The following is a 21,529-nucleotide window of genomic DNA, read 5'->3' as shown; positions in this document are numbered from 1 at the left end:
AAACAAGCTTAGGTAAAGCCTAACCTAGCTATTGCCCCTCTAAATATCCACCATGCGATCGCTAACTCATCCTCATTGTTCGTAAGTATTTTTGCTTGGTGATAGTATGTGAGATAGCCGTATGATGAATTAGTATTTGTAAGTGCAGTAAGCAAAAGCCTTGCTTACAGGCATAAAATTGGCATCAAAATAAGGAATTTATACTTGTTTAACTGGCTGAAAAATTCTATGAATTCTCAGGAAAATAATCCGAAAGAAACTCCTGCATCGTCAAAATCATGGCGTAATTGGCAAGAAAATTTTACTCTAATTGCGATCGCTTTAGTTTTAGCACTGTTGATTCGGACTTTTATCGCTGAACCTCGTTACATCCCTTCCGAGTCAATGCTTCCTACTTTATATGAAGGCGATCGCCTAGTGATCGAAAAAGTCTCTTATCGGTTTCATCCACCAACATCTGGGGATATCGTCGTTTTTCAGCCACCCGCAGAATTGCAAAAACGGGGATACCCTAAAGACCAAGCCTTCATTAAGCGGGTTATTGGAAGACCTGGCGAAATAGTTAGCGTCGCTAATGGTAAAGTTTATCTCAATGGACAACCATTAACAGAAGACTATATAGCTGAACCCCCTAGCCAACCATTCCAACCAGTCAAAGTCCCACAAGACCAATTTTTCGTCATGGGAGACAACCGCAATAACAGTAACGATTCCCGCTACTGGGGCTTTTTACCTCAAGAAAATATCATTGGTCGCGCAGTGTTTCGCTTTTGGCCACCTGATCGAGTTGGAATAATTTAGAAGCTAGTACCGCAAAGCGGAAGTCAAAAGCCAAAAGTCAAAAGTCATAGACGTGAAAGCGGCTACTCTCCGAGTTCTCCGCAGGAGTACCCGGAGGGTAAGTCAAAATGAAGACAGCGTAAGAGTTTTGTTGATTTGGAATGGGTGGTTTATTTACGCCGCGCTGTACTAGGGAGATAAGGGAGAAGTTCTTTCCCAGTCCCCAGTCCCCAGTCCGTCCTAAAACCTCAAAAAATACATCAATTGCGCGATCGCTTCACCAGATAGTTCTAATCTACGCTGAAAATCAGCTAAATTACGGTAAAAACCAGATGATAGGCGATTTTGTACCACTGCTTGAGCTAGGGATATATCCATGAATGGGATTTGGACTAACTGTTCTACTGATGCAGTATTGGGATTAATTATATAAGTAGGATTAACTAGAGATTCGTGATCGTAATAACTAAAATTTAATAAAGGTTTTAATGGTTCTAATCGCAGTGTGGGCATTCCCAAGGCCGCAGCAATATCTTCAATGCAGTAAAATGTCACACCAGAACGGGAAAGTTCTACAAGCGATCGCGCTTGATGAATCGATAAACCCGGTAAGCGCAACCAATCATCAACAGTTGCTTGATTAGCATCAATGCGAATACCCAATTGCGCTGCTATCTGAATTTCTTCCCCAGACTGTAGCCGATAGTAGGGGTCATTCAGTAGTTTAGCTCTAAGCTTTTGTAACTTAGAATTCCAAGGTAGCCATTGCATAGTGCTGAGTGCTGAGTGCTGAGTGCTGAGTGCTGAGTGCTGAGTGCTGAGTTTTGAGTTTTGAGTTTTGAGTTTTGAGTTTTGAGTGCTGAGTAAAATACTATTCCCTAGTCTCTAGCCCAATCACCTGAAGTTTTTAAATTTTGAATTTTGAATTGATTAGTCTCCAATCCTATCAAGAAATCTGGTCAAGTAGATGGCGACGTTTTTGCTCAAACTCATACTCAGAAATCAATCCGTCTTGGCGCAAAGTATCTAACTCACGTAAAGCATCAGCGATCGCGCCTACTTGATTACCTACAGATTGTGAAGTTTTTACTGCTGACTTACCAAAATTAAAGTTGCGATCAAAAGCTTCCTCATCTTGAGCTAAGTACCAAACTCCCTCAATAGCACTAGCAACCTTGGGAATCGGTGTCCAAGATAGCAAAAGATACAAAAAACCCCACAAGGGCTGTCCTAAATAAAACTTGTGTAATCCAGAGATGCTGACTGTTCCAGCAAAGGCTAGAATAGCGGCAACGCTTCTACTTTTACGCTTAATTAACATATCTTCTCTTAATCCACGAGTACCACAATTTTGACCATTAGACAGCCATAGTAACAAAGCACCTGCATAAATACAGCATTACAAAATTCAGATTGACACGCAAATATAAATCTATTGTATTAACTATCATTTGCCAGTTCCCAGTATCCAATTCCTAATGCTATCTTGAAATTCTCATCTGCCAATCCAAAACGATGCCACAGAATACCCTCCCTACAGAATGGTTACAGCAACTATCAGATCCCTATGCCGTTTTGGGAATTGCTGTGACAGCAGATGAACGTCGCATTTTCCAGCGTTATCATGCTTTAGCAAAACTGTTACATCCAGATCACTATGCTAATAACAACGGTGTAGACCAAGAATTAGCCACAGCAATATTTACCCGTTTAATTAACCCAGCTTACGATGAGTTGAAACATCTACGAAAGCGTGCTGATATCATAACAACACTGCGGTTAGAAGCGATTACTTGGGGCAAAAGTGCTGTATCTGTGCAAAATCCTTTAATTGAGCAACTCAAGGGGATGTCTATCAAGGAAGCCACGTCATTCTATGAAGAAGCGATCGTCTCCTACACTACACTCCAATACCAATCGCTAACTCAATCCTATTGGATGATCCAAAAACTAAATGAATTTAATTTAGCCTACTTGTACCTCCATACAAACAACTCATTTATCCTTGAACCGCCTCATCCTGTTATTGCTGAAGCTAAATACCAGCCAGTTGTAGTTCAAGTAGACAAAACACAAAATCTTGCACCAACTGTCATCAATTATGCTCAACGTCATTATCAGCGAGCAATAGATTATTCAAAACAAGGTCACTGGTCATTAGCAGTCCGGGAACTGCGTGATGCCATCAAACTAGAACCTAGCAACAGTGATTACTATGCTTTGTTGGGAATAGTACATCTGCGACAGAATTATATCGGTATGGCCAAAGTCTATATTCGTCAGGCATTAAAGCTTAACCCTCAACACACACTAGCTGTAAAATATGCTAGCCATCTAAAAATTCCGCTTCACAACCAAATTGATCCTAAATCAGTAGCTAAGGCTTTAGGAATTGCAGTTTGGTTAAATAAATTCTTTGTCAAGGCAGAAGCTAACTTAAGTCAAGTGTTGAAATTTCGGTAAAAAACCGTACTTAAACCGTAGCTAGTTCTTGAATTGAGTCCCCTAGACTAAAATAAACATAGATAAAAGCAAAAACTATAAGCTACTGAGTGTCATGACTCAGTTGAATAGAGGCACATGGGATTCTTCGACTCTGATATAGTTCAGCAAGAAGCAAAGCAGTTGTTTGAAGACTATCAAGCACTGATTCAATTAGGTAACAGCTACGGTAAGTTTGACCGTGAGGGCAAAAAGCTGTTTATTGAGCAAATGGAAGCAATGATGGATCGCTATCGCGTCTTCATGAAGCGATTCGAGCTATCTGAGGACTTTATGGCACAAATGACCGTAGAGCAACTCAAAACTCAGCTAAATCAATTTGGTATCACCCCACAACAGATGTTTGATCAAATGCAGATGACTCTGGAACGGATGAAATCTGAGTTAGAAAAACAGTCGTAATGGGGCATGGGGAGATTAAATCAGTGAACAGTCAACAGTGAACAGTTATCAAGTGACTGATAACTGATTACTGATTACGGCCAATTACCAATCACTTTAATTTGCCTTGGGACGAGGAAACTGAGAAGGTGGCTTAAAGTTTTCCACTGGCACGCCTTTGAGTGCTTTAGTCATAAACTCCTTCCAAATGGGAGCAACCATACCACCACCAGTTGCACCACTAGCTAGTTGTCTGTTGTCGTCTCTACCCACCCAGACAGCAGTTGTTAACTGTGGTACAGTCCCTACAAACCAAATATCTTTTTCGGATGAAGTTGTACCTGTTTTGCCAGCAGATGGGCGATCTATCGCTGCACCTTTACCGGTACCATCGGTCATAACCGAGCGCATGACATCTATCGTAGCTGCTGAAGCCCAAGGATCTAAGACTCTCTGGGGTTTGGGCGTATTGTCCAATAATACATTGTTACTACTATCTGTAATCCGGGCAATAACCGTTGTTTGTGACTGCCAACCATAATTAGCAAAGGTAGCGTAGGCAGTAGCCATTTCTAGAGGTGTGACACCAATTGCACCCAAAGGTAAAGAGGTGACAGGTTCCATCGGACTGTTAATACCTAAAATGCGGCAAGTCTCTACAACTCTATTCATGCCTATGGTCTTGCCAATTTTAATCACGGGAATATTACGTGATTGAGCTAAGGCTGTGCGAATTGACATTGCTCCAGCAAAGCCGCCATCGTAGTTTCGGGGGTAGTACCAACCGCTACCATCTCGATAACTGACTGGAGAATCTATAACTGTACTGTCTGGTGCATATTTACCAGTAGCAAAGGCAGCATAATATACAAAAGGCTTAAAAGAAGATCCTGGCTGACGCTGCGCTTGTGTGGCGCGGTTAAATTCACTACTTTTTGGGTCTACGCCACCGACCAATGCTTTCACAAAATGTGTGCGCGGATCAATTGCTACCAGAGCAATTTGATTTCTGCTTAATCCTTGTCCCAGAAGTGTTTTATGCCACTTTTTGACAGTATCTTCTGCCATAGTTTGGAAGCTAGCATCAACTGTTGTTTGTACTCGCATTCCACCTTTGAGCAAGGCTTCACGCCCAAACTTTTTAGCCAATTCCTGTGCCACAGTATTGGTGATATATGGCAAGGCACTACCTTGGAATGACCTGATTCTGCCTAGTTTAATTTCTTCTTTGAGGGCATCATCATATTCTTGCTTGGTGATCCAGTTTAAGTCCAGCATTCTCCCCAAGACTTCTCTTTGTTTCTGTTTGGCCAACTTTAGACTCGCAAAGGGGCTAAACTCCTCTGGTGCTTGGATTAAACCCGCCATCATTGCTGATTCACCCAAAGTTAGGTTCTCAGATGACTTATTAAAATAACTACGTGCTGCTGTTTGCACGCCGTAATTATTATGACCCCAATATACTTGATTGAGGTACAGTTCTAAAATTTGATCTTTAGTAAGAATTTGCTCTAAGCGAATTGCTAGGACTCCCTCAGCTAATTTCCGGGTAAAAGCACGTTTTCGGCTCAAAAATAGGTTTTTTACCAACTGCATGGTAATAGTAGATCCACCTTCTTTGACACCGCCAGCCAACCAGTTAGTGACAACAGCACGCCCTACACCAGTAGGGTTAATGCCGTGGTGATAATAGAAATGACCATCTTCACTAGCCAGTACCGCCCGTTTGAGATTTGGGGAAATTTTATCTAAAGGTACAACTTCCCTGTTAGCTTCTCCGTGGACACTAGCTAACAGTTTTCCTTTAATGTCATAAATGTACGTCGTTTCTGTGGGTAAAAAGTTACGTAATTGTCTCACATCTGGCAAATTGCGGAAGCTGATAGCCAGGCCAACTAGCCCTCCGGCTACAATGGAACTTGCTAGCATCGTGATTGATAACAGAGTTCCGCCAGCTACCTGGCCGACTCCTTTTAAAAACTCAAAACCCGATGAAGTCCGACGTTGGGATTGCTTTTCTTCAAAAGTCCTAGACGACACGGCGATTTCACTTCCTCACTTGTAAATATTACTGTAATTGATTCTTTGCAGCAGGGCGGTTAATTTTTTGCAATTATATTAGTTTGGCAGATGAAATGGCGGACAATTTGGCCGTGAACATAACCAAGCTAACTTATAAAGTAAAAAGCGTAGTTAATAGCGAATCTCCTACTATGGCGGAAAATTTTTCTTGGCTAAAGCGTGGGATAGTGGAAGTATTCCCACAACCAACTGATACTGATCACGAAGTTGAAAGTTTAGAGAAACGCTTGGCGACTACGAACCGTCCTCTAAGGGTCAAGTTGGGAATTGATCCTACTGGTGCAGATATTCATCTTGGTCATAGCATACCAGTACGAAAACTGCGAGCATTTCAAGATGCTGGTCATACGGCAGTCCTAATTATTGGTGATTTTACGGCTCGCATCGGTGATCCAACTGGTAAATCTGAGGTGCGTCGCCAACTGACAGAGGCAGAGGTGATGCAAAATGCTCAAACTTACCTTGACCAAATGCGTCCTATTTTGGATTTTGACACACCAGGTAGATTAGAGGTGCGTTATAACTCTGAATGGCTCTCCCGGCTTGATTTAGGGAAAACTACGGAGTTACTAGCTACCATGACGGTGGGGCAGATGCTAGCCAAGGAAGGATTTGCAGAACGCTATAAGAAAGAGAATCCGATTTTTCTCCATGAGTTCCTCTACCCCTTGATGCAAGGTTATGATTCGGTGGCAGTGGAGGCAGATGTGGAATTAGGGGGAACTGATCAAAAGTTTAACATTGCTGTAGGTAGAGATTTACAGCGTCATTTTGGTCAAAAGCCACAGTTTGGGTTACTTCTACCAATTTTGATTGGTACTGATGGACAGCAAAAAATGTCCAAATCTTTGGGTAATTACGTCGGATTGTCGGAACACCCAGGACAAAAATATCAAAAGTTGCAAGGTGTACCAGATAATTTACTGGCACAGTATTTTGAGTTGTTGACAGACTTACCTTTAGATAAGCTACCGGAAAATCCTCGCGATCGCCAAATGTCATTAGCCTGGGAAGTCGTTAGACAATACCACGGTGAACAGGCGGCTAATGAAGCCAAGGAAGCAGCCAAAAGCGGCGGGAAAGAGGGTGCAGTTCCCGAATTTTCGTTAACCGATGTTGCCCAATTTCCTGTGAAATTAGCTTATTTACTGAATGCTAGTGGCTTGTGTAAAAGTAGCGGGGAAGGGAAACGGAAAATTCAAGAGGGTGGTGTACGCTTAGATGGCGATCGCATTACTGATGTTGATACCACTTTTGAGCAAGTGAGTGATTTACAGGGTAAAGTTTTGCAAGTTGGTAAAAATAAGTTTGTCCGCTTAGTACCCTAAAGGGGAATGGGGAATTGGGAATGGGGAATGGGAAAGAACAGCGAATTATTGTCCCTTTAGATGTGGCGGATGAAAAAAGTGCGATCGCTCTCATCGATAGGCTAGAAGCAGTTAGTTTCTGGAAGGTTGGCTTAGAATTATTCACCAGTGTGGGGCCAAAAATTCTGGAAGTGCTGAAATCTAGGGATAAGCAGATATTTCTAGATTTAAAGTTTCACGACATCCCCAACACTATGGCGGGGGCTTGCCGGGCTGCGGCTGGTTATGGGGTGGATTTGCTGACTATTCATGCTACGGCGGGGAGAAATGCCCTGAAAGCCGCTACGGAGGCAGTAAAAGAGGGGGCTGAACAAGCGGGAGTCAAACCACCTAAATTGATTGCTGTGACACTGCTGACGAGTATTTCTACTAGGCAGTTGGCTTTTGATTTAAAAATCCCCCTAGAGTTGCCAGAATATGGCTTAGAAATGGCATTGATGGCTAAAGAATCAGGGTTAGATGGGGCAGTTTGCTCACCCCAAGAAGTAGCGCAGTTACGGCAAACGTGCGGCGATGACTTTCTTTTCGTGTGTCCAGGGGTGCGCCCCACATGGGCAGAAGCGGGAGATCAAAAGCGATCGCTTACCCCTTCCCAAGCTATCCAAGCTGGTGCAGATTACCTAGTAATTGGTCGTCCCATCACTGCGGCAGCTGAACCTGAGTTAGCTTGGCAACGAATTACCCAAGAGTTAACGACAGCATGAAAGCATTAATCCAGAAGCATAATTATCGCTCGTGGCTGTTAACTTGCAGTTTATGGTTGGTAGTAATGAATGGCTGGGATAACGCAGCATTGGCTCAGGCAATTTCCCCCAAACCGTCTTTACAAAGCCAGAGGGGGGAGAAGTCTTTTTGTGTTGCAAAAGATTTGTCAACATTAACTACTCATCTATTGCGAGATTTACCTGGCTATGCCAATCGTGCTAGTCAACGTGGCCGCCGTCTGCGTAGAAGTAGTGATGTTTATAGTTATATATTAGTAGCAGGCAAACCGGAATTTCAGCCTTTGCCACTGCAACCCATAGATCAAAACAAAAGCACTAATCAAAATATTAAGCAAGTATTTTTTACTACTTTAAAAAGGCAGTACATAAATAAAACAGTAGTCGAATTACAAGAATTTCACTGGGTACTATTGACACCAACTCAAGATAGTTGGCGATTAGTAATGATGTTTACTCAAACCGCTTCTTATCCCAAAGGACAGCCGCCATCACCACCACGAGATAGCAGCAACGGTACAATTGCCCAAGGTATCAAAGCTTGGCTGAGAGATTGTCAAGCAGGAAGTTTGCGTAGTTCCCAGCGTTAAATCAGTTATTAGTTATTAGGGAACACCAAAAAATAAATTATCCGCAATTGATGGTTGGGTAGGGTGCGTCAGTATGAATAATTTCTGAGTATAGTTAGGTTCTATCGCACTGACGCACCCTACAATTTGGATATTTTTTTATCTGGAAGTCCCTTCGTTAAAATCATCTAGCTAAAATCAAATCAAGCCCGAAAAGTCCTGTCTTTCAAAGAAAATGATAGCCGTCCCCCAGCAACCCCAAAAAATGACTGTTGAGGAATATCTGATATGGGAAACTCAACAGGATATTCGTTATGAATACGTCAATGGTGAAGTCTTTGCTATGACAGGCGGCACAATTCCCCATAATGATATTACACTTAACCTTTACGCAGCTTTACGCCCTCATCTACGCTCTAGAGGTTGTCGGGTAAATGTGTCAGATGTGAAAGTACAAGTAACACCAGAAAGTCCTTACTATTATCCTGATGTTATTGTCAGTTGCAACGAGCAAGACCTCAACGCCCGTAAGTTTATTAGATATCCTCAGCTAATTGTTGAAGTTCTCTCTCCAGGTACAAGTGCTAGAGATAGAGGTGAAAAATTTTCTGCTTATTTGAAAATGCCGACTTTGCAAGAGTATGTATTAATTGACTCGGAAAAAATTTCCGTTGAGCGTTATTTGCGGGGAGAGGGTAGAATGTGGCTTTACTATCCTTACACAGAGGGAGATATCATCACTCTATCCAGCGTTGAATTTCAGTGTCCTATTGAACTCCTGTATGAAGGTGTTGTGTTTGGTAGCGAAGAATGATTATATAGCAGGTACGCGATCGCCACAATTGCCACAATTATTTAAATATTGCTACCACTGTTGCCCGTAATTTCATCATACTTGGAGCGTACCGTCTGGATATCCTGCCACATCAACCATTTAGGCTTACCTTTTTCTTTGGAAGGGTTACGCAATAAGTAAGATGGGTGAAAAATAGGCATACAGAAACGCCCTTCCCACTCTAGCCACTGACCACGAATTTTAGTAATTCCTCGTTTATCGCCGGTGATACCTTTAACTGCTGTTGCACCTGTTAACAAAATAATCTTGGGGTCAACAAGGCGGATTTGTTCTAATAAATAGGGTAAACAAGCCGCCATTTCGTCGGGAGTCGGCACTCGGTTACTCGGTGGACGGCATTTATTTATATTACCGATATATACATCATGTTCAGTAGTTAGATTAACTGATGCCAAGATTTTTTCTAACAACTGCCCTGACCTACCGACAAAGGGTAAACCTGTTTCGTCTTCGCTTTGACCTGGTGCTTCTCCGATAATCATAATTGGTGCTTTGAGGTTTCCCCGTCCAACTACGGCATGGGTACGGGTATTACCTAATTCACAGCGATGGCACTGATTGCAATGCTGTGCCAACTCCGTCATATTGGGATAAGTTCCAGGTGGAATGGGAATTTTTGGATCTTTGGGAATCAGCTCTTTTTGGTTAAAATTGGGTTCTTCATTAAAGAGGCTGAGTTGGATTTCGCTGCTCATGAAAATCTGGGTAATGGAGTCAGCACCAGCAAACTTGTCTAAATTTAAATATAGCTATAGTTGTTTAGAAATATTTCTCAGACAAATACTGTTACTGAATACTAAAATTGACTAGACTTTCTATTGTATCAGCGAATTCAAGGCGTGATGCAGCAAAGGAAAGTTAACTGACAATTGAAAAAAAAAATATCACCTGTCACCTGTCACCTGTCACCTGTCACCTCTCCCCCATCCCTTGCTGGTATTGCATAGCCTTAGCATAATCACCCAAGGCATAGCAAGCAATTTTTAAGCTAGCAAGTGCTTGTTCTTCAATGCGACGGTCTTTAAGAGTTCTAGCTAATAACAAGCGGGCTTCATAGTATGTAATTGCTCTGCTATGGTTGCCTAAAGCTTCGCAAGCAACGCCTAAACTACCAAGGGACTGTTCTTCACTACGCTGATCTTTGAGGTGTCTGGCTAACTGCAAACGCTTTTCATAATACTTAATTGCTTTGGCGTAGTCGCCTATTGCATAACACGCATTACCCAAATTTTTTAGCACTTGAGTAGCACTGCGGGGATTATTCAGGGAAATGGCTACTTTGACACATTTTTCATAATAGGCGATCGCTTTTGGGTAGTTGTCCAAACCATACCAAGCATTACCTAAGTTTTTGAGAACTTGCTCTATGCCCCAATTATCTTGCATTGCCTGTACAATTTCTAAACTTTGCTCCTGATACTCAATTGCCTTGATAAAATTGCCAGAAGCTTTATACACCAATCCCAAATTATTTAAAGCCGCAACTTGACTGCGTTTATCTTGTATCTGCTGAGTTAATTTCAGACACTCTTCTAAAAATTCAATCGCTTTATTGTAATTGTTAAGATGACGGTAAGCATTCCCCAAATGAGAAAGCACTTGTATCCGTACTGATGGATCTGAGGTATCTTTTAAAGATAAACATTGTTGAGAGTAAGTTATAGTGTTTTGATAGTCTCCAGAAGTGTAGGTTATTAATGCCAACAAAGAAAGTACTTGCTCTTGTTGTGCATCACCAGTCCGTTGAAACATCTCTAGAGATTGTTTTAAATATTTGATGGCTGTGATCAAATCTCCTGCTTTCTGCTGCTGAATCCCTTGCCTCATTAGGTGGGATGCTGCGGATAATTTGTTGTCACTCTCTTGCGTAAGCAGTAATTCTTCTGGCGAACCTTGCTCAAATTCATAGGTAATTGTGTTGCGTTTGACTGGTTTGAGGTATTTCGCAACTTCCACAGGAACGGTATTTTTGGTGCTGTTATTATGTTCCCCTTGTGACATTGACCAATTCCTGCTAACTGTGGTGATACGTATATTGTTCCCAAAAATCTAGTCACTTATGTCAGTAGTCATATAGTCAAGTAAATAGAAAAATTAGCTATGCACAGACAATTAGAACCGGAAGTAATGGATAGCTGGGAGGAAGCTATCGAATATGATGCTATGGATTTTACAGAGGTGAATACTACCTTTGTAGAAGAAGTAGTTACTCTGGGAATACAATCAGAAGGGTTGGTGCTGGATGCTGGTACTGGTACTGGTCGGATTCCAGTTTTGATGTGTCAAATGCGTCCTCAGTGGCGAGTTATCGCTATTGATATGGCTAAAAATATGCTGCAACTTGCTGCATACCATGTTCAGCAGTCTGGGCTGCAAGAAAAAATTTCCTTGGAATTGGTGGATGCAAAAAATTTACCTTATGAGGATGGTAGCTTTGATTTAGTTGTTTCTAATAGCCTTGTCCATCATTTACCCAATCCATTACCGTTCTTTAGGGAATTGAAGCGTGTTTTGAAACCTCAAGGTGCGATTTTCTTACGGGATTTAGTCCGTCCACAGGATGTAATGACAACGAATGCTTTAGTTGAAAGTATTGGGAAGGAATACGACGACCACCAAAAGAAATTATTTCGTGATTCTCTGCTAGCAGCACTGACAATAGATGAAGTGAATGAATTGATTGTAGCAGCAGATTTAGTTGGATTGCAGGTTTATCAATCAAGCGATCGCCATTGGACGGCTAAACGCAGTTGAACTTTACCACCTTCGCGTCTATGACTTCTGCGTAACGGTACTAGCTGGTGAATAAATTGGGCTGTCTCTGATTTCTCAGAATCAATCCAACTACAATAAAGCTAACTTCACCAGCTTAATTTAGACGGGTTCATCTGTTCATGGGTGTGTTTGTACTCCACACTAATTCAAACTCTGCTTTAGTAATGCCAAATTCCTGTAAATCCTTCTTTTCTAAAGGTTTATCGCTTAACATTCCATAATTATCGGCAAAATGGTTGTCGTCATAAAACAAAACGTTACCATTTTCGTAAACCTCTATCTGTCTGGTAGGACATAAATCATTCCCTACTAACGTTAATTCGATAAAGTAGGTACTAGTACCCCAAGTGTCAAAGTCACCACCAAGGGATTCATCCCAAAACCACTTACAATATTTCTTTTCTTTGATCGATACAGACATAATCTCTTTACTCCTACAAAAGGCTACTTGCAAGATATTCTATAAGAATATAATTGGTATGGATCTAAGTGAGTATCTTTAGATAAGATTAAAAGTTAACTACAGTCACTGATATGCTGCTGAGAACAGTTGGCTTAAGAAGCTGACTGGCTATCAATTAATAGATTTTAATTTTACACGCTGAGATGGCTTTCTTTATTGTAACAATTTTAATCGTTAGCAAGACTCAGCATTAACAATATAAAAATTAAAATGAAATTTTCCATCAAATTTACTGTGAAGTTAGATTCATTTTTCCATAACAACTATAGTTAAATTGAATAACAATGCTATGCTGCGGTTTCATTTGTCTTCTTATCCCAGATTATCTAAGTCTGTGAGAGCATTTTGAATGAAACGCAAGCATAGATTAATGTGGTTAATTTTAGCGATCGCCTTGATATTGACCAGTATAATTCCGGTGAGGATGGCGATCGCTTTTCGTCAATCCCCCCTACCACAGGCTATATTTGTGTTGGGTGGTGCGGCTGAGAGGATGCGGTTTGCCGCACAATTTTGGCAATCTCACCAGAATTTAGATATTTGGGTTTCTGATTTTGCTTGGAATTTAGATGTTAATCGCCAAATTTTTCTACAGTATGGTATTCCCGAAGCGAAGTTGCATTTGGATGGAAGAGCAACGGATACGGTAACTAATTTCACGACTTTGGCAGAAGATTTTGCTGCCCAGAGGTTACAGCATATATATTTGATTACGTCTGATTATCATATACGCAGGGCGCAGGCGATCGCAACCATAGTTTTGGGTAGTCAGGGAACTGTAGTTACACCCGTGACTATAGCGTCTCAAAATCAGCCATCAGAATCATTGGTAAGAGTATTAAGAGATGGAGGGCGATCGTTTTTATGGATTGCGACTGGGCGCAGTGCTGCTAGATTTAACTCTCGTTTGAAATAATCTCTTTGATTTACCAACCTGTAATTTTTAGAAATCTACACCTAAATAGCTGATATCCGTAGCCAGAAAAGTGAGCAATTGGCATGGTTAGCAAGGTAACTCCACAGAAAAACCACAGACTGAAATAAGAAGGAAGTTCTTCACTACCCCGCCATAACTCTGTAGTAAAGCTTTTACTAAATTTTAGAGTTGTGCGTAAACTTTCCCCGAATATAAAAAGTAAGCCACTCAAAATCAACGCTTCTGTATGTAGAGATAAATGAGGAACGATAAAATCAGTCAGCGATAACAACAGTGTGGCTGATATAAATAAAAATGGTAGTTTTCCTCTCAGTTGCAGTTGCTTTGTGTGTTTAATAGTAGTTAAGTAACGTCCTCTGCCGTACTTGAAGTATTGAATAAAAATAGATTTCCAGGTTTTTCTGGGATAGTACCATACACGAATATTTGAGCTAATATAAATAGCTTGTGGATTCTTATTCAGTAATTTTTGATTTAATTCAGCGTCTTGGTTAGTAATTTGTGAAATATCAAAACCAGAAGCATCGCGCAATTCTTTCGTCCAAAAACATCCTAAATACACTGTGTCAGCATATCCGTTGTAATTGGGATTTCTATATTTAGCTCCGCCACTGCCTAAAAAGCTTTTAGAAGCTAATGCAACCCCTGCCTGAAAGGGAGTTTTAGCCACAAATCTTTGTGCGCCCCCCACATTCAGAGCTTTAGACCCTAATAATGCTTCTACACATCGCTCTATATAGTCTGGTGCATAATCAGAGTGAGCATCAGCTCTGAGAAATATATCACCAGTGCATTCTTGCAAGATAAGATTTAAACCAGCAGATTGAACTTTTAACGGATTGTGTAGCAGCTTGACTCTAGAATCCTTTAAGGAAAGTTCTTTAACAATGTCTTGAGTCCTATCAGTGCTGCCACCATCAGCCACAATTACTTCAATTAGTTTTGGATATTTAGTTGTTAAGAATTCTGTGATGATGTACTCTATGTTACCAGCTTCATTGTACGAGGGAATGGCTAATGAAATAGTAGGTAGTGAATTCAAAAAAAATTGATTTAACATAGCTAATTTAAGATGTAATTTTCATTGATTCAACTGGAAAATATCAATTAATTCGTAGATTTGAAGCTGTTGATATGTTGACTTTTTCTAAGCTAATTATCACTGTTAGAAGTGGTTACAGATTTAGGATCTTGTAGGAAAATTAAAAACATCAACCAACCTGTTGGTAGTGATGCCACACAATTGAAATACAATATAAATAGAGATAAGCCTAAGCAAGCCCAGGCATATTTCGTAACCTCACGGTTAATTCTAAATCTTCTGATAATAGCAATGATAAATATCGTTGAGAGAGAAATTAACCCAATAAAACCCATATCAAAAGCTAGCAAAGCGGCATAAGCATATGGTTTTGAGTTACGGAAGCCATTATATATAAAAAACTTAATTTCCGAGGGATTAAATCCAGATTTTTCTAGAGCATCTAAGAAATTAGTTCCCCAAGACCCAATTCCAGAACCAAACCCATATGTATCAACTGCGTTAAAATATCCAACATATACGCTGATTGATCGCTGGCTACCAAGGTTATTCGTTAACTCTAAAACATCAGACAGGCCAATTTTTTTTTGCTGGTGCAAAGATGAGAATGCTGAAAGTAAATCGGCTATCCTTGAATTTGGCAGTAAGTTAATAATAATATTTGGTAATAACCAGAATATTATGAATGAAGTTAATATTAATAAAGATACCCAGACAAATTTTTTTAGTTTTTGGGATGAATTTTTAGATTTAAATAAATTTAATATATTTTGATATAAATATATTAAATTATAAAATATATAAAATATTATAAATAAACTAAAAATACTAGCTGAACGATTTAAAAAAGCCATAATAATGCAGGCAAGAAGCATTAATTTAAATTCATTTTTATGTATTTTGTGTATTTTATAAATAAAAATACTAAATGCAAACATTAAGATAATAATGAAAGAAGCATATGAAGGTTCTGGAGCGAATCCAGCTACACCTCTTGAACCTCCCAATGATTCATCTGAAAATCTTGAGATTATAGAAGATAAAATAGAAGAGACACCAGTTGCTGATAAAACAAATGGAAAATACTGTTGTAAAATGCTGATAAAAAACCAAGAATATATAGAAAACCTTAAACAATTAACTGAGAGTAGAGTCAGGTTATTAAAAAGTGCAAGAAATATAATTAATGGAGTTAAAAATATAAAAGTTGATTCCAAAATATGAGAAATTGTAACTTCACTATACGGATTTATGAAGTTTTTAATTAAGGCAATACACAAGTATATAAAAATAATTATTAAATACCAAAGCACGTATAATTCAGGTATTTTTTTTCTTCTAAAAGCTATTAAATACATACCAGCAAAAAATGTTGCAAATGGTTGGACTTCAGCAGTTATAAATGGAATAAATTTAATAAATGGAAAAAAAGAAAGTAGGAAAACTGCATTGAGTAAAAAATTTTTATTTAAAAATGTCATGGTATTTTTATGTCTAAAAATAGATGTTATTTAATTCGCCTTTTTAAGCGAAAATAGATAATTTCTTGGAGAATGTCATTTAATAAAAAAGCTACAATGATTTTTGGAATGAAGCGTAATAGAGTTTTTAGCTTATTTTGTTGAAATTTAAAATGTTCGAACATTCTCGGTATTAAATATTTACTTGATGTTGAAACACCACCAAATCTGCTTATTGATACTATTTGATTGGTTGTATTGATAGCATCATAACGACTCCATAACTCAGTATCACCACAGTATTTATATTTAGGATTAAATATGTTTTTTTCAAAATCATTTCGTTTCATAAATAATGATTGATGAGGTAAATTTTTTTTTTGCATTTTGACATATATTAGTCCATCTACAAAATTGCTAAAAAATAAATTTTGCCCGCATATAGAAGTTTTTGGAAACTGAAGATTGAGAGATTCAATAATTTTATCGTTAAAGAAAATATCTCCAACGTTCATGAAATTTACAAATTCTCCTAAAGCACACATCAAGCCTTTATTCATAGCATCATATATATTTAAATCAGGTTCGCTTATCCAATAATCAATGTAATATTCATACTTTTTTATAAAATCAACTGTTTTATCTGTAGAACCACCATCAATAATAATATATTCTATATTTTTATACGACTGATTAATAACTGATTGAATAGTTTGTTCTATATATTTTTCTCCATTAAACACAACTGTAATTATAGAAATTAAAGGTTTATTTCTAGTAGAGTGTTTGTATAATCCATGCTTACGTAATCCTCCTTCACCTTGGCGATTAGGTCTATCAGTTAATAGTAATACAGTCCTAATCTGACTATTATGTTGGTTAATAATTACTGGTGTATAGTTAAACAAGAATAGTTCTTCAGAATCTTTGTGTTCAGCCTTATGTAATTGATGTTCAAAGGGATGCTTAAAAGGCAATTGTAAATATAGATGCCATATACTCTGCCAGTAGCAACCAATAAAGAAACGGGTTTCGACTCTTTCAAGTCTCTGTTTCTCATGAATTGGCATAAAATAATCACATATATAAATAATAATTTTATGCTTACAAGGAATACCTCTAACCTTCTTTTGTAAAAGAATAGTTTCATTCCATCCGTGATCTACCAGATTTTGGTTGAATATGGAGTGAGACCAAGCGTAACGAATATCAATATCATATATTTCATTAGTTTCACTTAGGCAAGTTAAAGAAGCTAAACCATGCCAACCCAGCATATCATCAGTTTTATGCTGTTCTACCTTGATAATTTCAAATAATTTGCTTGGTAATTTTATGTTATTGAGAAAATTTAAATACGGCTCAATTTCTAATAAACTTTTAAAAATTTTCACTTTTTTATTTATAACTCTTGTTTGCTTATAAAGATATTAATATAAATATCCCTAGTTATAATTCTAAAATTGTAATTCAATTAATGTAGACATTTATGATAATTCAACTGTTGATTTTTTAAAAGATTAACTTCTACAATTTCTTGATATACAGATAAATATTTTTTTGCTTGTAATTCTAGTGTGAATTTATTTATAACTGTATCACGAGCATTATCACAAAGTTTTTGATGTCGTTCTTGATCTTCTATTACCCAGGCAATTCCATTTGCCAAGTCATCAGAACTAAAGCATTTTGCTCGATATCCATTGTGTTGATGTTCAACTATATCTTTAAGACCTGTTGAATCAAAAGAAACTACTGGTGTACCACAAGCCAAGGATTCCATCGCTGTTTTACCAAATGCCTCCTCAATCGAAGGTGTGACAGTTACATCGGCAGCAGCATAGGTTAAAGCCAGAGTTGTATCATCGTGTAGCCTGCCTAAATAATTAGCTTTCATGCCTAAATCTAGTGCTTCTTTTGGTTGACTTGAACCAAAAACAACTATTTCTGATATTTCATTAAAGCCTTTATTAGATAGACTTCTTAAAGCTTGTATTAAATATTGATATCCTTTTCTCTCATCTATTACTGCATTAATAGCACCAAAGAGAATAATTTTTTTATCTAAAGGTAAATTGAGTATTTCTCTAGCAGTTTTTTTGTTAATAGTTTTAAATTTTAACTCATCTAGTGCGTTAGGAATTACTTCAATTCTTTTATTTTTGAAAAGACTACTTTTTTTAGCACATTCTGCCAACCACTGGCTTATAGCAACAATTGTTATATCTAAATGTACCCAATTTTTCTGTTTACTTTGCCAAAGGTGCCTGGAAATATCATTTTCTTGATTAGATCCTAGTTGTGGACAAGCTCCACAATTAAGTGTGTATTTTTCACAAGTGCCAGAATAATGACATCCTCCCGTAAAGCCCCACTGATCTCGTAATGTCCATACAATAGGTTTTCCGAAGGTATTAAAACTTTGGGGGTTTAAAAATCCACCACAAATCCAATGTAGGTTAATGATATCTGGATTTATTTTTTTAATTTGATTATTGGTGTTTGTGGATAACCAAGAGGGAGAAAATGTTGTATTTATTCTGTCTTTGTAAAAAAGCGTTGGTATACTATCTATAGTAGGTTTACATAAATTTATACCTTTTTGAATTTTGGATTCTGCTCCTATAACAGTAAAGTCATTACTCTTTTTTTGTGCAACAAGCATAGTTGAATCAGCACCAGCTTTAATTAATGCTTGATGAAGCCAGTATGCTCCACGAGCCGCACCACCATCAATATCATTTGTACTAAGATGTAAAATTTTCATTCTATAAATTATCAAATTTATTCAAGTTATTTACTATGGCTTAAGAAGATATTTTTTATGATTTTTTTATTTAAACACCAAGTTCTTTTGCAACTTCATTCCACATTTGGTTGCTTAAAATTTTTTGTCTCTGAGAAGCAAACTCTATCTTTTTAACTATCTTATTTCTTGTGGACTCATCAAGTAATAAATCTATTTTTTGCAGGTTTTTAGAAACATTTTCATTGATATTAATAAGCAATTCGGAACAATTATAATCTTGAAATAACATTTGATATTTATGACTCCATCCTGTTCCTATACAGGGTATTCCTTGAGAGAGCGAACTAACTAGTCCATGAAAACGCGAACCTATCATAAAATTGCATTTGCCTATAATCCCTTTCAGAAATAGAGGGTTTTCTTCTTTAACTATAGGCAATTCATAGTTAAATTGTAACTCTTCAGCAAGTTGAGCATCATATACTTCATGAATTAGTATGAACGGTTCTAATCCTTTTTCTAGTAAGTATTGTATAGATAACTTTAAAAATGATATGTAATTATTACCTAGCTCAGTGGAGGTTTTATCAATCATTCGACAGTTGGGAACTATACAAGGTTTATTAATTAATTTATCTATATATAATGGCTCAATTCCTGAAACTAAATTTGTGAAATCAGGAGCTATTTTGACCCGTTCTGTAGGAATTGATAATTGACTGACATAATCATATGATATTTGATCTCTAGGAAATATCAAGTCAACATTTTCAATGATTTTAGTAAATGCTTTTTTAATTTTATTGCTCGTAAATGGGCCGAATGCCTGAGGCAATAATATAATTTTTTTACCTTGTTTTTTCCATCGAAAAAACTTTTCAGAAACTGATTCAGTTACAGCAGATCCCCATTGTTCTGAAAAGGCTAATCCAGACGCATCTATTACAACGTCAATCTCTGATTCTAGAAGAATATTATAGTTTTTCCGAATACTTTTTGGTGTCAAACCTCCGATAATGTTTAAACCAGTACCAGCGAAAGGTATTTTATTAGACTTTAGCCAAAAAAAATGACCAATCCCAGCTTGTTTTCTCTGTTCAAAACTACCAAATTTTAATTCTAAATAACAATTATAATTCCACTGATCTGCCTGCTGCTTTACAGCATATAGCATTAATTCAGATCCTTTATTATTAAAATTAACACCATGTATTAAAAAGTTCATGATTAGTTATATATCCTAATTTGGTTTAAAGACTTTTTTTGAAAGTAAGAAACCATTCCACAAGATTGAAGACAGCCTAAAGAAATTAACATAATTATGCGTTGATTAAAATAATTAATGTACATTTCCGTTTCTTATATTTCTTATTGGTGCAAGCAATGCCTTCGTCATCATACAAGCCATTTCCCAAGTTTTGGGGTGAAAAAACAGTGCAAAATAAGAAGCCGTAGCGTAAGCTAGTACCGTAGCAATTGCAGCACCTACGCCGCCTAGTTGGGGAATTAATATGAAGTTGAGTAGGATGTTTATAACTGCACCAGAGGCATGAGTAACGAAGGAAAATATAAACATATTTTCTACAATTAGCCATTTACTGAGGAGAGCGCGCATAAATATAAATACTGATGCCCAAATATGGATAGAAAGAATTAATCCAGCTTCTTCATAAGCATTACCGTATAGTAATTTAATCACTGGTGTCCCCAGAAATGTAATAGGGATGGCAAGTACAAGTGCAGTATATACTAACAAGTCATAAATTTTCTGAAGCTTAGTATAATAAATTTCTCTTTCTTGCTCTCGAATTTTTACTAAGGAAGGAAAAAGGGAAGCAACAATAGCAGTTGGAATAAAATACCAAACTTCTGATAATCTAACAGCAACTGAATATATTCCTACTGAGGCAACTGTAGTCATTTGCGCCAGCATTATTTGATCTATCTTTAGATAAATTACTGCTCCGAAACTAGAGATAATTAAAAGCCATGACTGAGATAGGAGAATTTTAGCCTGAACAAAATTAAATTTCCAATTTAATAATTTGTTTTTGCAATATTGATAAGCAACAACCAGAAAAATACTATTAATTAGCGGTTTGATTGCCAAGGTAATAGCAAATGTAATTAGAGGAGCTTTAATTAAGACTAGCGTTAAGTTTAAACCGTAAAAAATTAATAATGCGGAACTATTGGCAATAACCACATATTTAGATAAAACCTTGGATTCAAACCAAAAATCTATAATTTGGAAAGGATCAAAAAAGTTACCAATTAATAAAAAAAGAATAAGTAATTGTACATTTAAGTCATTGGGACGCAAGAATCTTATAAAAATTAAAGCAATAACAAGAGTTAATAAAGCTCCAAATAATCTTAAGAGAAAAGCAGTTCCAAGAATCTCATCTTTAATTTCTGGTTTTTTGACAATATCACGAGTGAGTATACCGTTCAGTCCTAATTGTGTAAAAGGGGAGAACATACCTAGAAAAGCTGCTGCAAAATTATAGATTCCAAATTGTTCTGTTCCTAGGTATCTAGCTAATAATACTCCTATAAATAAGGCTAATAAAAGGTGTAACCCCCGTTCACAAAAAAGCCAAATTGTGTTGCTAATTAGTTTTTGTAATTCCGGATTTATATCTAATCTTTTTTGAATATTTTTTAGGGAAAGTTCAGCTAACTTGTTTGGTGATTGCCACAAGGTGTTATCTCCTAAGCCATTTGCAAAAAGTAAGACTGTCTACAAGCTACTTAAAGCTAGATAGGTTATTAGTTATTAGTCATTAGGCATCATGAATCAACTGTATTAACTTCATTTAATGCCCATGACTTTACACAATC

Annotated in this window: 22 protein-coding genes; 9 read left to right on the top strand and 13 right to left on the bottom strand. The window is 37.5% G+C overall.

The genetic code is table 11. The annotated features are described in order from the left end of the window. Positions 1 to 8 precede the first annotated feature (8 nt). A complete protein-coding gene (locus ACM0OR_RS07705; protein WP_414575729.1) occupies positions 9 to 155 on the bottom strand; it encodes a hypothetical protein in 147 nt (48 codons plus the stop codon). 73 nt (positions 156 to 228) lie between these two features. Between ACM0OR_RS07705 and lepB the strand changes: the two genes are divergently transcribed. Further along, entirely contained in the window at positions 229 to 801 is a 573-nt protein-coding gene (lepB, locus tag ACM0OR_RS07700; protein WP_414575728.1) for a signal peptidase I, read from the top strand. Between the two features lie 219 nt (positions 802 to 1,020). On the opposite strand, the gene ACM0OR_RS07695 is transcribed toward lepB, so the two are convergent. After that, a complete protein-coding gene (locus ACM0OR_RS07695; RefSeq protein WP_323266678.1) occupies positions 1,021 to 1,551 on the bottom strand; it encodes a ComEA family DNA-binding protein in 531 nt (176 codons plus the stop codon). Between the two features lie 175 nt (positions 1,552 to 1,726). Then, complete coding sequence (locus tag ACM0OR_RS07690) at positions 1,727 to 2,101, bottom strand: NINE protein (RefSeq protein WP_190705067.1); 375 nt, start codon at positions 2,099 to 2,101, stop codon at positions 1,727 to 1,729. A 194-nt stretch (positions 2,102 to 2,295) separates the two neighbouring features. Here ACM0OR_RS07690 and ACM0OR_RS07685 point away from each other — a divergent pair, with 194 nt between their 5' ends. Together ACM0OR_RS07685 and ACM0OR_RS07680 are read left to right on the top strand one after the other, a co-directional pair. Continuing rightward, complete coding sequence (locus ACM0OR_RS07685; protein WP_323266679.1) at positions 2,296 to 3,243, top strand: J domain-containing protein; 948 nt, start codon at positions 2,296 to 2,298, stop codon at positions 3,241 to 3,243. A gap of 117 nt (positions 3,244 to 3,360) precedes the next feature. Next, positions 3,361 to 3,684: a DUF1825 family protein gene (locus ACM0OR_RS07680; protein ID WP_190705068.1), complete on the top strand. Its 324-nt coding sequence runs from the start codon at positions 3,361 to 3,363 to the stop codon at positions 3,682 to 3,684. Positions 3,685 to 3,780: 96 nt separating this feature from the next. Here the strand turns inward: ACM0OR_RS07680 and ACM0OR_RS07675 are convergent, their stop codons facing one another. Further along, on the bottom strand, positions 3,781 to 5,703 hold the full coding sequence (locus tag ACM0OR_RS07675; protein ID WP_323266680.1) for a transglycosylase domain-containing protein: 1,923 nt from the start codon (positions 5,701 to 5,703) through the stop codon (positions 3,781 to 3,783). A 173-nt stretch (positions 5,704 to 5,876) separates the two neighbouring features. Between ACM0OR_RS07675 and tyrS the strand changes: the two genes are divergently transcribed. The 4 genes from tyrS (at position 5,877) to ACM0OR_RS07655 (ending at position 9,217) form a co-directional block, all read left to right on the top strand. Then, positions 5,877 to 7,073, top strand: a complete 1,197-nt coding sequence (tyrS, locus tag ACM0OR_RS07670; RefSeq protein WP_414575759.1) for a tyrosine--tRNA ligase — start codon at positions 5,877 to 5,879, stop codon at positions 7,071 to 7,073. Positions 7,074 to 7,093: 20 nt separating this feature from the next. Continuing rightward, positions 7,094 to 7,816, top strand: coding sequence for an orotidine-5'-phosphate decarboxylase (gene pyrF / locus ACM0OR_RS07665; RefSeq protein WP_414575727.1), 723 nt, complete (start codon positions 7,094 to 7,096; stop codon positions 7,814 to 7,816). Beyond that, the gene (locus ACM0OR_RS07660; RefSeq protein ID WP_414575726.1) at positions 7,813 to 8,424 is read left to right on the top strand and encodes a hypothetical protein; all 612 of its coding nucleotides are present in this window, start codon (positions 7,813 to 7,815) and stop codon (positions 8,422 to 8,424) included. The genes pyrF and ACM0OR_RS07660 overlap by 4 nt, the downstream gene beginning before the upstream one ends. A gap of 214 nt (positions 8,425 to 8,638) precedes the next feature. Further along, positions 8,639 to 9,217, top strand: a complete 579-nt coding sequence (locus tag ACM0OR_RS07655) for a Uma2 family endonuclease (protein WP_414575725.1) — start codon at positions 8,639 to 8,641, stop codon at positions 9,215 to 9,217. Positions 9,218 to 9,258: 41 nt separating this feature from the next. Here ACM0OR_RS07655 and ACM0OR_RS07650 read toward each other — a convergent pair whose 3' ends face one another. Further along, complete coding sequence (locus tag ACM0OR_RS07650; protein WP_414575724.1) at positions 9,259 to 9,954, bottom strand: uracil-DNA glycosylase; 696 nt, start codon at positions 9,952 to 9,954, stop codon at positions 9,259 to 9,261. 217 nt (positions 9,955 to 10,171) lie between these two features. Beyond that, positions 10,172 to 11,260: a tetratricopeptide repeat protein gene (locus tag ACM0OR_RS07645; RefSeq protein ID WP_414575723.1), complete on the bottom strand. Its 1,089-nt coding sequence runs from the start codon at positions 11,258 to 11,260 to the stop codon at positions 10,172 to 10,174. Between the two features lie 99 nt (positions 11,261 to 11,359). On the opposite strand from ACM0OR_RS07645, the gene ACM0OR_RS07640 reads away from it, so the two are divergent. Further along, entirely contained in the window at positions 11,360 to 12,013 is a 654-nt protein-coding gene (locus tag ACM0OR_RS07640; RefSeq protein WP_414575722.1) for a class I SAM-dependent methyltransferase, read from the top strand. A 130-nt stretch (positions 12,014 to 12,143) separates the two neighbouring features. On the opposite strand, the gene ACM0OR_RS07635 is transcribed toward ACM0OR_RS07640, so the two are convergent. Further along, entirely contained in the window at positions 12,144 to 12,455 is a 312-nt protein-coding gene (locus ACM0OR_RS07635; RefSeq protein WP_323266687.1) for a hypothetical protein, read from the bottom strand. Positions 12,456 to 12,846: 391 nt separating this feature from the next. Here ACM0OR_RS07635 and ACM0OR_RS07630 point away from each other — a divergent pair, with 391 nt between their 5' ends. After that, entirely contained in the window at positions 12,847 to 13,413 is a 567-nt protein-coding gene (locus ACM0OR_RS07630; protein ID WP_414575721.1) for a YdcF family protein, read from the top strand. 10 nt (positions 13,414 to 13,423) lie between these two features. Here the strand turns inward: ACM0OR_RS07630 and ACM0OR_RS07625 are convergent, their stop codons facing one another. The 6 genes from ACM0OR_RS07625 to ACM0OR_RS07600 all read right to left on the bottom strand — a co-directional run bounded on the left by ACM0OR_RS07625 (position 13,424) and on the right by ACM0OR_RS07600 (position 21,389). Beyond that, positions 13,424 to 14,494: a glycosyltransferase family 2 protein gene (locus tag ACM0OR_RS07625; RefSeq protein ID WP_414575720.1), complete on the bottom strand. Its 1,071-nt coding sequence runs from the start codon at positions 14,492 to 14,494 to the stop codon at positions 13,424 to 13,426. Positions 14,495 to 14,586: 92 nt separating this feature from the next. Beyond that, positions 14,587 to 15,957 (bottom strand): hypothetical protein, encoded by a 1,371-nt coding sequence (locus ACM0OR_RS07620; protein ID WP_414575719.1) that lies wholly within the window; start codon positions 15,955 to 15,957, stop codon positions 14,587 to 14,589. Positions 15,958 to 15,983: 26 nt separating this feature from the next. Then, complete coding sequence (locus ACM0OR_RS07615) at positions 15,984 to 17,330, bottom strand: glycosyltransferase family 2 protein (protein ID WP_414575718.1); 1,347 nt, start codon at positions 17,328 to 17,330, stop codon at positions 15,984 to 15,986. An 80-nt stretch (positions 17,331 to 17,410) separates the two neighbouring features. Next, positions 17,411 to 18,703 (bottom strand): glycosyltransferase family 4 protein, encoded by a 1,293-nt coding sequence (locus ACM0OR_RS07610; protein ID WP_414575717.1) that lies wholly within the window; start codon positions 18,701 to 18,703, stop codon positions 17,411 to 17,413. A 70-nt stretch (positions 18,704 to 18,773) separates the two neighbouring features. After that, positions 18,774 to 19,910: a polysaccharide pyruvyl transferase family protein gene (locus ACM0OR_RS07605; RefSeq protein WP_414575716.1), complete on the bottom strand. Its 1,137-nt coding sequence runs from the start codon at positions 19,908 to 19,910 to the stop codon at positions 18,774 to 18,776. Positions 19,911 to 20,024: 114 nt separating this feature from the next. Then, entirely contained in the window at positions 20,025 to 21,389 is a 1,365-nt protein-coding gene (locus ACM0OR_RS07600; RefSeq protein WP_414575715.1) for a flippase, read from the bottom strand. Positions 21,390 to 21,529 lie beyond the last annotated feature (140 nt).

Origin of the sequence: Anabaena sp. CCY 9402-a (assembly GCF_963920945.1) — a bacterium.
GTDB classification, from domain to species: Bacteria; Cyanobacteriota; Cyanobacteriia; order Cyanobacteriales; family Nostocaceae; genus Trichormus; species Trichormus minutissimus.
This window is presented reverse-complemented; position numbering and strand designations above follow the sequence as displayed.

Bases quoted from the DNA above. Each gene is read 5' to 3' on its own strand.
- lepB (WP_414575728.1), top strand. From the start codon at position 229: ATGAATTCTCAGGAAAATAATCCGAAAGAAACTCCTGCATCGTCAAAA.
- ACM0OR_RS07695 (WP_323266678.1), bottom strand. From the start codon at position 1,551: ATGCAATGGCTACCTTGGAATTCTAAGTTACAAAAGCTTAGAGCTAAA.
- ACM0OR_RS07690 (WP_190705067.1), bottom strand. From the start codon at position 2,101: ATGTTAATTAAGCGTAAAAGTAGAAGCGTTGCCGCTATTCTAGCCTTT.
- ACM0OR_RS07685 (WP_323266679.1), top strand. From the start codon at position 2,296: ATGCCACAGAATACCCTCCCTACAGAATGGTTACAGCAACTATCAGAT.
- ACM0OR_RS07680 (WP_190705068.1), top strand. From the start codon at position 3,361: ATGGGATTCTTCGACTCTGATATAGTTCAGCAAGAAGCAAAGCAGTTG.
- tyrS (WP_414575759.1), top strand. From the start codon at position 5,877: ATGGCGGAAAATTTTTCTTGGCTAAAGCGTGGGATAGTGGAAGTATTC.
- pyrF (WP_414575727.1), top strand. From the start codon at position 7,094: ATGGGGAATGGGAAAGAACAGCGAATTATTGTCCCTTTAGATGTGGCG.
- ACM0OR_RS07660 (WP_414575726.1), top strand. From the start codon at position 7,813: ATGAAAGCATTAATCCAGAAGCATAATTATCGCTCGTGGCTGTTAACT.
- ACM0OR_RS07655 (WP_414575725.1), top strand. From the start codon at position 8,639: ATGATAGCCGTCCCCCAGCAACCCCAAAAAATGACTGTTGAGGAATAT.
- ACM0OR_RS07650 (WP_414575724.1), bottom strand. From the start codon at position 9,954: ATGAGCAGCGAAATCCAACTCAGCCTCTTTAATGAAGAACCCAATTTT.
- ACM0OR_RS07645 (WP_414575723.1), bottom strand. From the start codon at position 11,260: ATGTCACAAGGGGAACATAATAACAGCACCAAAAATACCGTTCCTGTG.
- ACM0OR_RS07640 (WP_414575722.1), top strand. From the start codon at position 11,360: ATGCACAGACAATTAGAACCGGAAGTAATGGATAGCTGGGAGGAAGCT.
- ACM0OR_RS07635 (WP_323266687.1), bottom strand. From the start codon at position 12,455: ATGTCTGTATCGATCAAAGAAAAGAAATATTGTAAGTGGTTTTGGGAT.
- ACM0OR_RS07630 (WP_414575721.1), top strand. From the start codon at position 12,847: ATGAAACGCAAGCATAGATTAATGTGGTTAATTTTAGCGATCGCCTTG.
- ACM0OR_RS07625 (WP_414575720.1), bottom strand. From the start codon at position 14,494: ATGTTAAATCAATTTTTTTTGAATTCACTACCTACTATTTCATTAGCC.
- ACM0OR_RS07620 (WP_414575719.1), bottom strand. From the start codon at position 15,957: ATGACATTTTTAAATAAAAATTTTTTACTCAATGCAGTTTTCCTACTT.
- ACM0OR_RS07610 (WP_414575717.1), bottom strand. From the start codon at position 18,703: ATGAAAATTTTACATCTTAGTACAAATGATATTGATGGTGGTGCGGCT.
- ACM0OR_RS07605 (WP_414575716.1), bottom strand. From the start codon at position 19,910: ATGAACTTTTTAATACATGGTGTTAATTTTAATAATAAAGGATCTGAA.